Genomic DNA, 14,228 nt, shown 5'->3' with positions numbered 1-14,228 from the left:
GGCGGTACGGGCCAGACTGGGCATGCTGGCCGGGGCGGTCATCCTCGTGGGGCTGGTCTGGTGGCACGGCAGCGGGGCGTTCGTGGACGGCGTACGGGGTCTCGACGGCCTGACGCTCCTGGCCGCGCTGGGCCTCGGCCTGTTCACGACCGTGCTCAGCGCGTGGCGCTGGTGCCTGGTGGCCCGGGGCCTGGGCATCCGGCTGCCGCTGGGCCGGGCCGTCGCCGACTACTACCGCGCGCTGTTCCTCAACGCGGCGCTGCCCGGGGGTGTCCTGGGCGATGTGCACCGGGCGGTACGGCACGGGCGCAGCGCCGGGGACGTCGGCCGGGGCGTCCGCGCGGTCGTCCTCGAACGGGTCGCGGGCCAGGTGGTCCTGGTGGCCGCCGGCGCGGCGCTGCTGGCCGCCGCGCCGTCACCGGTGCGGACGGCGGCCGGCTCCTTCGCCGGTGGTCTCGTCGGCCTCGTCGTGACGAAGCCGATCGAGGCGGCGTCGGTCGCCGTTACCGTCTGCGCGCTGTCGGCCGCGGCGGCCGCGGGGCTGCGCGGGCGGCGGGGCCCGGCGCGTCGGGGGCGCCCGGTCCGCGCCGCCCTGTCGGAGGCGCGCGCCGGGCTGCTCGCCCCCCGGAACTGGCCGGGGGTGCTGCTGTCGTCCGTCGTGGTGCTGGCGGGCTATCTCGGCATGTTCCTCCTCGCCGCCCGCGCCGCCGGTGCGACGGCGCCGGCGGCGGAGTTGCTGCCGCTGATGGTGCTGGCGCTGCTCGCCATGGCGCTTCCGCTGAACGTGGGCGGCTGGGGCCCCAGGGAGGGGGTCACCGCCTGGGCCTTCGGGGCAGCGGGGCTGGGAGCGGCCCAGGGGCTGACCGTCGCCGTGGTCTACGGCCTACTGAGCTTCGCCGCGAGCCTGCCCGGTGCCGGCGTGCTCCTCTCGCAGTGGTTCACCGGCCTGCGGCGTCCGAAGGTCGAACTCGAAGAGGGTGTCGTCGCCGAGCACGGCGCGTCGCACCGGCGGACGGAGCGCGTCGCGCATCGCCTCCGGTCCGGGGAAGCGCAGGCCGGGAACGCCGTCGCCCAGCAGGACCGGTGCCACGGTGACGTAGAGCCGGTGCAGTGCGCCCTCGCGGAGGAAGCGCGACACGGTGACGCCCCCGCCCTCCACGAGGACGCGGCCCAGGCCCCGGTGTGCGAGCTCCCGCACCACACGGTGGGGGGTGAACGCCGCCCGGTCGGGCAGGACAAGCACGTCGACAGCGTTGACGGCGTCAACGCTGCCGGCGCCGGCGCGTGCGGCCGCGCTCCGGCCGCGCTCGCTGTGGGCGCCCACGACCCACAGGGTCGGCGCCGCTCCGTCCTCGAACACCTGGTGCCGCGGCGGTACCCGCCCCTCCGGGTCGAGCACGACGCGCACCGGGTTGTCCCCCGGACAGGCGCGGACCGTCAGCCGGGGATCGTCCGCGACGGCGGTTCCGGCCCCGACGACCACCGCGTCGGCGAGGGCCCGCAGCCGGTGCAGGTGTTCGCGGTCCTCCTCACCGGTGACGTAGTCGGCGTCTCCGGTGCGGCTGGCGATGAACCCGTCCAGGCTCTGGCCCAGTTGGGCGAGGACGATCCGCGGGCCGGCGAGGCACAGGGGCAGGTAGCGGTCGGCAAGCAGCTGTGCCTCGGGGGAGGCGTCCGGCCATCGGAGGCGGTCGTCGGCGTCGCGCGCCAGTCCGGCGGACTCGGCGTCCGTGGTGGTCCGGACGGAACGCAGCCGCTGCCAGGCCTCTGCCGCGTCGAGGGGGCGGGTGCGGCCCGCGGCCCGGCCGGTCATCGGTCGCTCCTCCCCGATTCCGCCGGGGCCGGCACCGGAAGGTATTCGGCGAATGAATCGACGAGGGCGGACAACAATTGCTTACCCTTTTCTGCCGACGCCCTCGAAGGGCGGCCGATCACACCGGAATCGGTATAGGCACCCATACCGAGGGAGAGCAAATGCCTACGGTCATCGGCGAGGAAGTCTGAGGTCTCATAACCGGCACGGACCAGTTCCGGGTGATCGTGCAGCAGGATGGACGTCTCCACTTCACCGGCATGCATATCGCTGTGCGACGGCGTGACAACGCCTGCGCGCTCACGCGCGGCGGCCCAATCGGCCGATCCAGGGAAAAGGGCCATGCGCGTATTGCTCACGGATGATTCCTGAACCACATTGCGCAGTACATAGTTGCCGCCGTGCCCATTGACCAGAACAAGGTTGTCGATCCCTGATCGGCGCAGTGATTCGGCGATGTCCCGCACGATGGCATACAGCGTCGGGGCGGAGATGCTCACGGTCCCCGGCCACGCCGCGTGCTCGTGCGAGCAGGAGATCGTCACTGGTGGGAGCAGGTGTACGGGGTAGGCGGCAGCGATCTCCCGGGCGATGGCGCACGCGATGACGGTGTCGGTCATCAAGGGGAGAAACGGGCCGTGCTGTTCGAAACTCCCTATGGGGAGTACGGCCGTATCGACTTGCCGCTCCCCCACATCGGTCGTCGTGGTGTCGAGTGGCAGCATGCCGAACGCAGGCATGCGCGGTTGCGGAACGCTCATCTTCCCCGCCCTTTTCCTTCGTGACGTACGCACCTGCCGGACGATCCACAATGAACCGGCAAGCCAGTTGAAACCTCTCGTCGGTTTCCCACCCACTGCCGGAGGTTACCCGATATGATCTGGCCATGATAGATACCGATGGCGCACGCCAGGAAACCACTCGTTCATCGGACGTCGAACATGTGGTGAATGTACAACTGTCCACCGATCATGGCGATTTCCTTGCCGCCGGGTACCTGGACCGCATTCGCGGCGATGAACAAATGGCGTTGGTGTACGGCGATATCGAGGCGGACGACGTCCTCACCCGCGTACATTCCGAGTGCCTGACGGGGGACGCCTTCGGGTCCCGGCACTGCGAGTGCGGTGAGCAGCTCTCGGCGGCCCTGCGCGCCATCGTGACCGAGGGCCGGGGCGTCCTCATCTACCTCCAGGGCCACGAGGGCCGGGGCATCGGTCTGCTCGCCAAGCTCCAGGCGATGCGGCTGCAGGCCGAGGGCATGGACACGGTCGAGGCCAATCTGGCGCTGGGCCTCCCGGACGACGCCCGCGACTACCGGGTGGCGGCGGACATCCTGCACCACCTCGGCGTACGGTCCATCCGGCTGCTGTCCAACAACCCGCGCAAGCGGGAGGCGTTGCAGCGGCACGGGATCGGGATCAGCGAGCAGGTTCCGCTGCTGATACCCCCGCGCGAGGAGAACCTCTTCTACCTGCGGACCAAGCGGGAGCGCCTCGGCCATCACCTGCCGCACCTGGACCGCACGGCCGACCGGTCCTGAACGCGGTGCGCGGCAGGGCCAGGAGCCCCGCCGTCCCCGCGGGGGGCTGTGCCGGAGGTGGTGGAGCGGTCGACGGACCGCTCCACCACCTCCCCGGCCCGCCGGCCCCCCGCCATGACGGTGCCCACGCGCACACGCTCACGGTTCCGCGTCGCACGAGGAGCTCGGGGCGCGCGCCGGGCCCGTACCTCTGCCCGACCGCCCTGCGGGACGGGCCGGTTGACACGTCACGCGAGCACGCCCGGGCCGGGAGTCACCTCCCGTGCGCGCCCCGGAAGTCCGCGGCGCGGAACCGGGCCGCGTTCTCCCGGGAGATCTGCGACAGCGGTTCCGGCAGAGCACCCGGATCGAACCAGCCGATGGCGGTGCACTTGCGCGGTTCGTGGATCTCGGGGACGCCCTCGGTGTGGCGTGCCAGGTACGTCACGGAAACCCAGTGCTGCCGCTCGGCCGGAAGGATGTGGTCGAAGACCCCCAGGAAGCCGGTGACCGCGATGCCGATGCCGTACTCCTCCCGGTACTCGCGACGGATCGCATCCTCCAGGCGCTCGCCGAAGTCCACGCCGCCGCCCGGGAACTCCCACGTCCCCGGCTCGTTGCGCGCCTCGGCACCCCGGCGGGCCATGAACACCCGGCCGTCCCCGTCGAACACCAGGGCCCCCACTCCGACACCGACACAGTGCCGCCCCGGCTCGACCTCGGGGACCACGTGCGCTTCAGGTCTTTCCTGGATCACGGAGGGGGCTCATTTCACTGTGGGGAGCAGCAGTTGGACGGTCCCCACCCAGGCGAAGACCGTGGCGGTGACGATGAAGGCCACGATGTACGTCTCGTACCACCTGAACAGGTTCCGGACCTGGGGCCTCTTGCGGAAGCCCGGGCGAACGATCTCGTCGGTCAGCTCGCATTCTTCCCTTCGGTAGTCGAGCCAGGCAATCACCCCGATGATGATCAGCATCACGCTGAAGCCCGCGATCACCGTGTTGAGCCACATCAGCGCGACCATCCCGGCCCGCGCGGTGGCGGGTTCGAGGCCCCAGCTCTCGTACCCCACGAAGAGCGCCAGCGCAGCCCCGACCACGGCGGTCGCGAGCGCCTGGTAGAGGGCCAGGAACCGGTAGACGTTCTCGTTCAGGGTGTGGATCTGCTGGAGGATGTAGCGGTAGCGCTCCAGCGAGAACTCCCGCATGGTCTCGGGGTCGGCCGCACCGGCGGCCGGGGCCGGTAACGCGGCTTCCGGCGCCGGTTCCGGCACCAGCTCCAGGGCCGGCGGTGCTTCGCGGGCCGCTTCGGCCGACGCCGAGCCGCCCGGGTCGTGGCTGTCGGAACGCTCTTCGAGGTCGGCCATGGACTCACGCTAGCGGCGGCCCCGGCCGTACGGGGCCCGCTTGGCGAGGTTCCCGGCAGCGACGGGCGGCCGTCGGCAAGCGGACCGCCGGGCCCGGCCGGCGGCCTCCTCGCACGGGCCGGCGTCCGCTCCCTCCGGCCGGGGTCGTGTTCAGGCGATCCGGTGCGACCGGGGGGGCCGCTGATGACGGGGAGGGGCCGTCGGCCAGGGCGCCGGCCATGCGGCGCACGGCCTCCCGCAGGACGTCCGGGGGCGGGGTGCAGGGGATGCGGAGCCGCTGTTCGAAGATGCCCGGGTCGGTGGCGAAGGCCGTACCGCCCTCGATCCGCACTCCGTGGTCGAGGGGCCGCTCGGCCGGCGCCGAGGCGATCTCTCGGAGGTCGACCCACAGCGACAGGCCAACGGGCGGTACCTGCCGGGTCCACTGCGGGAGGTGTTCGGTCGGAGCGGCGGCCAGGGCGGCGCGCTGCTCGCGCAGCAGCTCCGGACGGGACGGCATCAGTTCGCCGGTCCGGGCCAGCAGGGCCAGGGCCAGGAGCTGGTCGAGGACGGATCCGCCCATGTCGGTGGCGGCCCGCTGGCCGGCGAGCTCGGTGACGAGACGCACCGGGGCCCGTAGCCGGCCGATCCGCAGGCCGGTCTGCGCGAGCGCCGCCGAACGGGCCGGTTCGCGTCCGCCGGAGCCGTGCGGCTCCTCGGCCCGGTGACGAGCGCACCCCCGGAGGAGCGCTCCGGTGCTCAGGAGCGCTCCTCCGGGTGGCGTGGTCCGCGGGCGCGGGGCCGTGTCCGGGACGCGGCGCCGTGCCCGCCGCTTCACGGCCCCGCCCTGCACGCCGCGGGCTACGCCCGCGGGGCGGTCGCCTCGCCGGCGGTGGAGGTCACGCCAGTTCCAGGACGAGCTTGCCGACGTTGTCCCCGCGGAACAGCATCTGGAACGTCTCGGGGAAGTCGTCCACGGTGCCCTTCACCACGTGCTCCTTGACCTTGATCCGGCCGTCCCCGATCCAGCCCGCGAGCTCCTGGGCGGCCGCGCCGTAACGCTTGGCGTAGTCGAAGACCACGAAGCCCTCCATGCGTGCGCGACGCACCAGCAGGGACAGGTAGTTCGAGGGGCCGACGACCGCCGTGTCGTTGTTGTACTGGCTGATCGCTCCGCAGATCACCACGCGTGCGCGCATGGCCAGCCGGGTGAGCGCCGCGTCCAGGATGTCCCCGCCGACGTTGTCGAAGTAGACGTCGATCCCGTCGGGGGCCAGCTCACGCAGTGAGCGCTTGACGTCGTCGGAGCGGTAGTCGATCGCCGCGTCGAAACCGAGCTCATCGGTGAGCAGCGCGCACTTCTCCGGACCGCCGGCGATGCCGACGACGCGGCAGCCCTTCACCTTGGCGATCTGGCCGACGAGTGTGCCGACCGCGCCGGCCGCGCCGGAGACCACCACGGTCTCGCCCTCCTTCAGCGCGCCGACGTCCAGCAGACCGAAGTACGCCGTCATACCGGGCATGCCGAGGGCGCCGAGGTACGTCGACAGCGGGGCGAGCGAGGTGTCGATCCGGAGAGCGCCCCTGCCGTCGGAGACCACGTGCTCCTGCACGCCGAAGGTGCCGACGACATGGTCGCCGACCTGGTAGTCCGGGTGGTTGGAGGCGGTGACCTCGACGACCGATCCGGCCCGCATCACCTCGCCGATCCCCACGGGCGGCAGGTAGGAGGGGCGGTCGTCGAGCCAGCCCCGCATGGCGGGGTCCAGCGAGATGACGCGCGTCCGGCCGGCGAACCGGCCCGGCCCGGGCTCCTCCACGGGAGCGGAGTGGTGCTCCCAGTCCTCGGGTCGCACCGCACCCGAGGGACGAGCAGCCAGCCGGATCTGACGATTGGTCGCAGACATGAAGCCTCCTGTGGTTCACAACTCGCTTTCGACCATACCGACCAGTAGGTACGACCGACAGTGTGAGGTGCGCCACGATCTGGACGGCCGGACATCCGGAACCCCGCTTTGGTCCAGACCTATTGACGAAAGGTCTGGACCAGACCACGCTGCACCCACCGGCACCGAGAGGAGAGCACGGCATGACTGGTCGCACGTCACGACTGCTGGGAATCGGCCTCGCGTTCGCGGGGATGGCACAGATACTCGGGATGGCGGCGCCCGATGCCGCCCGCGCGGAGCAGCCCGCCACGCGCGCCGAAGCGCCGTCCGCCACATGCGCGGTCAAGGGGAAGCCCGCGGGAAAGGTGCTCCAGGGCTACTGGGAGAACTGGGACGGCGCGTCCAACGGCGTACACCCGCCCTTCGGATGGACACCGATCACCGACCCCCGTATCCGCGAACACGGCTACAACGTCCTCAACGCCGCCTTCCCCGTCATCCGCTCGGACGGCACCGTCCTCTGGGAGGACGGGATGGACGCCACGGTCAAGGTCGCCACTCCGGCCGAGATGTGCGAGGCCAAGGCGTCCGGCCTCACCCTTCTGATGTCGATCGGCGGCGCGACGGCCGGCATCGACCTCAGCTCACGCGCCGTGGCCGACCGGTTCATCCAGACGATCGTCCCGATCCTCAGGACGTACAACTTCGACGGCATCGACATCGACATCGAGACCGGCCTCGTCGGCAGCGGCTCCATCAAACAGCTGTCGCCCTCGCAGGCGAACCTCATCCACATCATCGACGGCGTACTGGCCCAGATGCCCCCGGACTTCGGCCTGACCATGGCCCCCGAGACGGCGTACGTCACGGGAGGCAGCGTCGTCTACGGCTCCATCTGGGGCGCCTACCTGCCGATCGTGAAGAAGTACGCCGACAACGGCCGCCTGTGGTGGCTGAACATGCAGTACTACAACGGCAGCATGTACGGATGTTCCGGCGACTCGTACTCGGCCGGCACGGTCCAGGGGTTCACCGCACAGACCGACTGCCTCGACAAGGGCCTGGTCATCCAGGGCACCACGATCAAGGTGCCCTACGACAAGCAGGTGCCCGGGCTGCCGGCGCAGCCCGGTGCCGGTGGCGGCTACCTGACGACGAACCAGGTCGCGCAGGCGTGGAACACCTACGGCAACGGCCTGAAAGGGCTGATGACCTGGTCCGTCAACTGGGACGGGTCGAGGAACTGGACGTTCGGCAACAACGTCAAGGCGTTGCAGCGCCGATGACCGGCCACCGATGACCGGCGGCGGCCGCACCCCTCCCGGTGCGGCCGCCCCGCAGCGCTCCGGGGGCCTGTGACCGGACGCGGCGCTCGCGAAAAAACACGACCGGACGCGGCGCTCCCGGGGGGCGGGCGACCGGCCACCGACGAGAACCGGACACGCCGACCCGGTGGACGAACAGTGGTGATCTCGGCATACCGTCGGCCGGCGAGGGTCCTCCGGTACCGCGACGCCCGGATGCGACGACCGTTGGGCGGACGCCCCCGCGACAGGAGGGCGGCCGAGCGGCACCCCCGGCGCCCTCGGGCGGCCGACGGACGGGGAGCCGGGGCGTATGCGGGAGCCATCACTACGGGGCGCCACCGTGCGGTACGCGGCGCGCGCGGGCGGGAAGCGGAGGGGCGCCGACCGTCGCACGGTCCCACGTTCAACACCCGCCGGGTCTGAGCAGCGGGAAAGAGGAGAGGGGCGTTCCGTCGGGGCGGCCGGGCATCGTCCGGCGGCGCCGTCCGGCTCATGACCGGGGCGCCCGGGCCGACAGCGCGTCAGCAAACGCGGGGAACCGTTTGCTCCAGCGGCGCCCGGCCTGACCGTTCGCGCCGGACGGGTGCCCCCGGGTGCACACAGGGCCGTCGGCCCGGAGCGCGCTCCCTCGCTCCTGCCGGGCACCGGGGGCGGTACGCGCGTAGAGCGGCCGAAAGGCGATCTTGTTCGAACCCCATCCGGAGCACAGGATTCCCACGCAGGTTGTCAGGGTCATGACGGTGAATCCGCCGTCGGCCCTCATGACCTCGCGCCGACGGGCCCGCCCACCCAGCGGGCTCCAGAACCCCCACCGGAGGATGTAGTGAACATCAAGCGCTTCTCCCCCCTCGGCGGCGTCGCGAGACGTGCCCGGCTGATCGCCGTGGCCTCGACCCTCATGGCCGTCTCCGCCCTCGCCGCCCCCACCGCCGTCGCCGAGTCGGGCACCAGCGCACGGGCCACCACCGCGCAGCTCGCCCAGGCGAGCGACGCCGTTCTCGCCGCGGACGTCCCCGGCACGGCGTGGTACACCGACCAGGCGACGGGCAAGATCGTCGTCACGGCCGACGACACCGTCTCGGCCGCCGAGATCGCCACGATCAGGAAGGCGGCGGGCGTCCGCGCCGGCAACCTCGAGATCAAGCGCACCGAGGGCACGTTCAACAAGCTGATCGCCGGCGGCCAGGCCATCTACTCCGGTGGCGGACGCTGCTCCCTGGGCTTCAACGTCCGCAGCGGGACCACGTACTACGCCCTCACCGCCGGGCACTGCACCGAGTCGGGTGGCACGTGGTACACCAACTCGGCCAACACCGCGGTGCTCGGTTCCACGGCCGGGTCCAGCTTCCCGACCAACGACTACGGCCTCATCCGGCACACCAACGCCTCCGCCGCCGACGGCCGGGTCTACCTCTACAACGGTAGCTACCGGGACATCACGGGCGCCGGCAACGCCTCCGTCGGTCAGTCCGTCCAGCGCAGCGGCAGCACCACGGGTCTGCGCGGCGGCACCGTCACCGGTCTCAACGCGACGGTCAACTACGGTGGCGGGGACGTGGTCTACGGGCTGATCCAGACCAACGTCTGCGCGGAGCCCGGCGACAGCGGCGGCCCCCTGTTCTCCGGCAGCACCGCCATCGGCCTGACCTCGGGCGGCAGCGGCAACTGCTCCTCCGGCGGCACCACGTTCTTCCAGCCGGTGACGGAGGCGCTCAGCGCCTATGGGGTCACCATCATCTGACCCCCTGTCCATCCGGCCCTCTGTCCGGCGGGCCCCCTGAACACCGGGTCCTCCGCACACCGGGTCGACCGGGCCGGCGGTCCGCCACGCGGCGGGCCGCCGGCCCTTCCGCGCTCCCTGCCCGCGGTCGCCTTCCGGCGCGGAAGGCCGATCCCGTTCCGCGGCCGCGCCACGGCCCGCCCCCGCGACAACGCCCGCCGGACCGTCCGGCCGTCACCCCTGTCCGCCGTGCGCGCTGCGCCGGCACGGGGACCGGGGACCGCTTGCGCGACAGGTGATTACACCGATGTGCGCGCCCCGACGCCCCTCGACAGTAGGTCCCGCCAGCGAACACGGCGGTACCGGCCGGTCGCGGTGCACGGCCTCGTGAGGAACTCGGGGCCCTCCGTGCCGACCCGGCTCCGCCACGACCGAGAGGACGACTCAGTCGTGCAGCAGCGAAGCAACGAGAGCAGCCACCACGCCCCCGCCCCCGCCCCCCGCGGCCGGCTTCGCGGCAAGGGCCGGTTCCGGCCGCTCATGGCCGGCCTGGCGGCGCTCCTGGCCGTCGGTGGTCTCAACACCGTCATGACCCCCGGCGCCCAGGCCGCCGACAACCCCTACGAGCGCGGTCCGGCGCCGACCACGTCGAGCATCGAAGCCGTACGCGGCCCGTACGCGGTGTCGCAGAGCACCGTCTCCTCCCTGAGCGTCACGGGCTTCGGCGGAGGCACCATCTACTACCCGACGTCCACCTCCGACGGCACCTTCGGCGCGGTCGCCGTCTCCCCCGGCTTCACCGGCACCCAGTCGTCGATCGCCTGGCTCGGGCCACGGCTCGCCTCGCAGGGCTTCGTCGTCTTCACCATCGACACGCTCACCACGCTCGACCAGCCCGACAGCAGAGGCCGCCAGTTGCTCTCCGCCCTGGACTACCTGACGGAGCGCAGCAGTGTGCGCGCCCGGATCGACAGCTCCCGGCTCGGCGTGATGGGCCACTCGATGGGCGGCGGGGGCTCGCTGGAGGCCGCCAAGAGCCGGCCGTCCCTCCAGGCGGCAATCCCGCTCACCGGGTGGAACCTCGACAAGTCCTGGCCCGAGATAACGACGCCGACCCTGCTCGTGGGCGCCGACGGCGACACGGTGGCCCCGGTCGCCACCCACTCGGAGCCCTTCTACGAGAGCCTGCCCGGCTCCCTCGACAAGGCGTATCTGGAGCTCAACAACGCGACGCACTTCACACCGAACACCTCGGACACCACCATCGCGAAGTACAGCATCTCCTGGCTGAAGCGGTTCATCGACAACGACACCCGCTACGAGCAGTTCCTCTGCCCGCTGCCCCGTCCGAGCCTGTCCATCGAGGAGTACCGGGGCAACTGCCCCCACGCCTCCTGAGGTTCGCCACCACCGGTGGCGGTCGCGTCTCCCGCGGCCGCCACCGGTTCCGTCGCGTTCAGGGCCCCGGCCCCGGGCTGTGCGCCCGCACAGAACTGCGCCGCCGCGACTGGGAGCACGCCCATCCCCCCGGCGGCACAAGCCGTGTCGCCGCAGCTCACAAGGGCCTTCAGCTCAGCGAGGGGTGAGTGAAGCCCTGCTTCCGCCTCTGTTTACGCGGAAGTAACGTGAGGGGGTGACCGGAAAGACGATCTCGGAAAGTCCTCTCCGGATATACGGCCGGAGCGCTGAACTCGACGCCGTGGCAGGCCTGACGAAGCGGCTGCGCACCGGACGTGGCGGAGCCCTGCTGTTCTCCGGGGCGCCAGGACTGGGCCGTACCGCCCTGCTGGCGGGCGCCGCCCGCGGCTTCACGGCCGGTCCCGTGCTGAGCCCCCGTACCGCCCCGGCCGAGAGCCGTGTCCCCTACAGCGGTGCGCACGCGCTGCTCTGCGCCGCAGCCGGGCGCATGGGCACGGCGCCCGCCGATGTCCTGCGCAGGGGACTGGCACCGGGCGAACTGCTGGAACTGCTGCGGGGCGTCTCCGCAGGGGCGCCGCTGCTCGTCTGCGTCGACGACGTGCACCTGTGGGACGCCCCGTCGCGCGCCGCGCTCGGCTTCGCCGCCCGGCGGCCCGACTTCCTGGGCGGGACGGGACTGCTGCTCTCGGTGGCGGACCACGCGGTGGCCGACGCCGACCTGTCGGGAGTCCCCGTCGTACGGCTCGGTCCGCTCGACGACCGGGCGTCGGGGGCGCTGCTCGACGGGCTGACCGGCCCCGGCACCGACCACGCCGTACGGGAGGAGCTGCTGTTCGAGGGCGAGGGCAATCCGGCACTGCTCGTGGCGCTGGCCGAACGGCTCTCGCCGGACCAGTTGCGCGGCCGGCGGCCGCTGCCCCGGCCGCTCGCGGGCAGCGGCGCCCTGTCGGCCGCCTTCGGTGACCGGCTGGCCCCGCTGCCCGCCGACACCCGCCTGTTGCTGCTGCTGGCGAGCGCCGCCCACGAGCCGGACCCCGACGGCCCGGGTGTCGACGCCGCCCATGTCCTGCGCGCCGCCCGGGCGGCGGGCCTGGACCCGACGGCACTGGACCCGGCCGAGGCGGCGGGGGTGGCCCGCACGGCCGGCGACCGGATCCTGTTCGGCAGCTCCCTGTGGCGCCGGACCGTGTACGGCGGCTCGCCCCTGTCGCGGCGCCGGGCCGCCCATTCCCTGCTCGCCTCGGTCATCGACGCCGACCGGCACCGCCTGCGGCATCTCCTCCACCTCGCCCTGTCGGCCGAGGGCCCCGACTGCCGTCTCGGCGCCGAGCTCACCGCCGCGGCGACGTCCCCGGACGTCCGGGCGTCCGGCATGGAACGGTCGGTGGCGCTCGCCCGGGCCGCCGAGCTCACCCCGCACGACGACACCCGTGTGGCGCGGCTGACGGCGGCGGCGGAGCACGCCCGCCTGTCGGGGCGCCCCCGCAGGGCACGGGAGCTGCTGTCCGGCGCCCGGGACGGGGCGGCCCATGACGCGGTGCGCGGCCGGGCGGATCTCGTCCGCGGCGCCCTCGCCCTGCGGGACGGTCCGGTCCGCGACGCCCACGAGGCGCTGATCATGGCGGCCGCGCGTCTGGGCCCCTACGACCCGGGACGTGCCATGGCCGCCAGGCTGGCGGCGATGGACGCCGCGTGGGCCGCGGGGGACGCCCAGGGCTGCCTTCTCGCGCTCGACGGGGGCGCCGTCCCCGCCGCGGAGGGCCGGGCCCCGGCCCCCGTGTGCCCGTCCCCGCCCGCACCGCCCACGGCCGGGTCCTCCGTGCCCGAGACGCCCTGGTTCCCGCCGCTCTCCTCCGTGGCGCGCTCGCCCTTCGCGCCCGAGGCGCTCCGGTCCCCGCTCGCGCCGTCCACGGCGGCGCCCTGGTCCCCGTCCGTGGAGGACGAGGCGAACGAGTACCGGAAGGGTCTGCGTACCGCTCTCGACGGGCGCCTCCTCGAAGCCCGGGAGCCCCTGCGGCGGGTGCTCGACCGGGCCCGGGGCGATGACGAGCCGACGCGGCTGCTGCGGGCGGGGGTCGCGGCGCTCGTCCTGGGCGACATCGGGTCGGCGTGCCATGTCAACGCCCGGGCCCTGGCCGTCGCACGTTCGCGTGGGCTCGACGCCCTGGTCCCGCAGGTCCTGGAGCACCTCGCCTACGCCGAGCTCCGGGCCGGACAGCATGCCCGGGCCAGGGCCCACGCCCAGGAAGGACTGCGTGCCGCGCACCGGGCGGGCCAGCGCAACGTCTGCGCCCATCTGCACGCGATCCTCGCCATGGTGGCCTCGGTCCAGGACGACGCGGCGGCTGTGGCCTCGCACGCCGACGCGGCCATGGAGACGGCCGGTCCGCACGGTCTCGCGCAGGCCGCCACGCTCGCCGAGTGGGCGGTGGCCCGAGCCGATCTCTGCCGGGGCCGGGCGTTCGAGGCCGCGGCCCGGCTCGGCCCGCTGGTCCGGCCGGGGGCCCGGCGCGGGCACTTCGCCGTCCATATGCTCGCCGTGCCGTGCTTCGTCGAAGCGGCCGTCGCGTCGGGCGAGCACGCCCAGGCGCGCTCCGCCGTCGAGGGGTTCGCCCTGTGGGCGGCCCAGGGCGCCGACCCCCACGCACCGGCCCAGCTGGCCCGGTGCAGGGCGCTGATCGCCCCACCGGAGGAGACGGAGGCCCTGTACGCCGCCGCCCTGGCCGGCCACGAGCTGGCGGACGGGGACTTCGAACGGGCCCGGACCCAGTTGCTGTTCGGGAAGTGGCTGCGGCGCCGGCGGCGGCCCGGTGCGGCGAAGAGCCGGCTGCGGGACGCGCTCGTCGCCTTCGAACGCGGCGGTGCCAGGCCCTGGGCGGAGCAGACGCGGGCGGAGCTCCGGGCCACCGGGGAGGCACCCGCCCCGCTGCCGACGGGGGGTCTGGCACGTCTGACGCCGCAACAGCTGCGGATCGCGCGCTGTGTCGCGTCGGGCGCGACCAACCGCGAGGTGGCGTTGCGCCTCTCCGTCAGCCCCCGCACGGTCGACCATCATCTGCGCAACGTCTTCGCGCTCCTCGGCGTGCGTTCGCGGGTGGAACTCGCCCGGCTGGTGGACCGGGCGGAGGAGGGCGGTGCAGACCTCTAGGGACCGACCGGACGGTATGTCATCCTTCGGAATCCACGTAGTCCCGGTACGGCGGGCGGGCC

The 14,228-nt window shown here is 73.0% G+C and carries 11 protein-coding genes and 1 pseudogene; 6 read left to right on the top strand and 6 right to left on the bottom strand.

What is annotated here, in order from left to right; genetic code table 11:
- Positions 1 to 22 precede the first annotated feature (22 nt).
- A pseudogene (locus PUR26_RS19420) lies at positions 23 to 952 on the top strand (lysylphosphatidylglycerol synthase domain-containing protein); the annotation flags it as partial.
- Here the strand turns inward: PUR26_RS19420 and PUR26_RS19415 are convergent.
- Together PUR26_RS19415 and PUR26_RS19410 are read right to left on the bottom strand one after the other, a co-directional pair.
- Positions 884 to 1,813, bottom strand: coding sequence for a RibD family protein (locus tag PUR26_RS19415; protein WP_329873855.1), 930 nt, complete (start codon positions 1,811 to 1,813; stop codon positions 884 to 886). The pseudogene PUR26_RS19420 and the gene PUR26_RS19415 sit on opposite strands and share 69 nt — an antisense overlap.
- Entirely contained in the window at positions 1,810 to 2,574 is a 765-nt protein-coding gene (locus tag PUR26_RS19410; protein WP_329873675.1) for a creatininase family protein, read from the bottom strand. The genes PUR26_RS19415 and PUR26_RS19410 overlap by 4 nt, the downstream gene beginning before the upstream one ends.
- Before the next feature lie 125 nt (positions 2,575 to 2,699).
- On the opposite strand from PUR26_RS19410, the gene ribA reads away from it, so the two are divergent.
- Entirely contained in the window at positions 2,700 to 3,356 is a 657-nt protein-coding gene (gene ribA / locus PUR26_RS19405; RefSeq protein ID WP_329873674.1) for a GTP cyclohydrolase II, read from the top strand.
- A 253-nt stretch (positions 3,357 to 3,609) separates the two neighbouring features.
- On the opposite strand, the gene PUR26_RS19400 is transcribed toward ribA, so the two are convergent.
- The 4 genes from PUR26_RS19400 to PUR26_RS19385 form a co-directional block, all read right to left on the bottom strand.
- Positions 3,610 to 4,092: an NUDIX domain-containing protein gene (locus PUR26_RS19400; protein ID WP_329873673.1), complete on the bottom strand. Its 483-nt coding sequence runs from the start codon at positions 4,090 to 4,092 to the stop codon at positions 3,610 to 3,612.
- 9 nt (positions 4,093 to 4,101) lie between these two features.
- Positions 4,102 to 4,704 carry a hypothetical protein gene (locus PUR26_RS19395; protein ID WP_329873672.1) on the bottom strand — a complete coding sequence of 201 codons (603 nt, stop codon included), beginning with the start codon at positions 4,702 to 4,704 and terminating at the stop codon, positions 4,102 to 4,104.
- Positions 4,705 to 4,708: 4 nt separating this feature from the next.
- Complete coding sequence (locus PUR26_RS19390) at positions 4,709 to 5,311, bottom strand: hypothetical protein (protein ID WP_329873671.1); 603 nt, start codon at positions 5,309 to 5,311, stop codon at positions 4,709 to 4,711.
- 271 nt (positions 5,312 to 5,582) lie between these two features.
- Positions 5,583 to 6,590, bottom strand: coding sequence for an NADP-dependent oxidoreductase (locus PUR26_RS19385; RefSeq protein ID WP_329873670.1), 1,008 nt, complete (start codon positions 6,588 to 6,590; stop codon positions 5,583 to 5,585).
- A 182-nt stretch (positions 6,591 to 6,772) separates the two neighbouring features.
- Here PUR26_RS19385 and PUR26_RS19380 point away from each other — a divergent pair, with 182 nt between their 5' ends.
- From PUR26_RS19380 to PUR26_RS19365, 4 genes are all read left to right on the top strand, one after another.
- On the top strand, positions 6,773 to 7,858 hold the full coding sequence (locus PUR26_RS19380; RefSeq protein ID WP_329873669.1) for a chitinase: 1,086 nt from the start codon (positions 6,773 to 6,775) through the stop codon (positions 7,856 to 7,858).
- 844 nt (positions 7,859 to 8,702) lie between these two features.
- Positions 8,703 to 9,620, top strand: coding sequence for a S1 family peptidase (locus tag PUR26_RS19375; protein WP_329873668.1), 918 nt, complete (start codon positions 8,703 to 8,705; stop codon positions 9,618 to 9,620).
- 519 nt (positions 9,621 to 10,139) lie between these two features.
- Positions 10,140 to 10,997 (top strand): bis(hydroxyethyl) terephthalate hydrolase, encoded by an 858-nt coding sequence (gene bdeA, locus PUR26_RS19370; protein ID WP_329873854.1) that lies wholly within the window; start codon positions 10,140 to 10,142, stop codon positions 10,995 to 10,997.
- A gap of 235 nt (positions 10,998 to 11,232) precedes the next feature.
- Positions 11,233 to 14,166 (top strand): helix-turn-helix transcriptional regulator, encoded by a 2,934-nt coding sequence (locus PUR26_RS19365; protein WP_329873667.1) that lies wholly within the window; start codon positions 11,233 to 11,235, stop codon positions 14,164 to 14,166.
- The last annotated feature ends 62 nt before the right edge of the window (positions 14,167 to 14,228 follow it).

The sequence above is a fragment of the Streptomyces sp. SP18CS02 genome, from assembly GCF_036322365.1.
Classification (GTDB): Bacteria; Actinomycetota; Actinomycetes; order Streptomycetales; family Streptomycetaceae; genus Streptomyces.
Note: the sequence above shows the minus strand (reverse complement) of the source record. Positions and strands in the feature narration are given on the sequence as shown.

What these genes read in the sequence shown, in the direction of transcription:
- ribA (WP_329873674.1), top strand. Translation starts at nt 2,700, where the DNA reads ATGATAGATACCGATGGCGCACGCCAGGAAACCACTCGTTCATCGGAC.
- PUR26_RS19415 (WP_329873855.1), bottom strand. Translation starts at nt 1,813, where the DNA reads ATGACCGGCCGGGCCGCGGGCCGCACCCGCCCCCTCGACGCGGCAGAG.
- bdeA (WP_329873854.1), top strand. Translation starts at nt 10,140, where the DNA reads ATGGCCGGCCTGGCGGCGCTCCTGGCCGTCGGTGGTCTCAACACCGTC.
- PUR26_RS19380 (WP_329873669.1), top strand. Translation starts at nt 6,773, where the DNA reads ATGACTGGTCGCACGTCACGACTGCTGGGAATCGGCCTCGCGTTCGCG.
- PUR26_RS19395 (WP_329873672.1), bottom strand. Translation starts at nt 4,704, where the DNA reads ATGGCCGACCTCGAAGAGCGTTCCGACAGCCACGACCCGGGCGGCTCG.
- PUR26_RS19385 (WP_329873670.1), bottom strand. Translation starts at nt 6,590, where the DNA reads ATGTCTGCGACCAATCGTCAGATCCGGCTGGCTGCTCGTCCCTCGGGT.
- PUR26_RS19410 (WP_329873675.1), bottom strand. Translation starts at nt 2,574, where the DNA reads ATGAGCGTTCCGCAACCGCGCATGCCTGCGTTCGGCATGCTGCCACTC.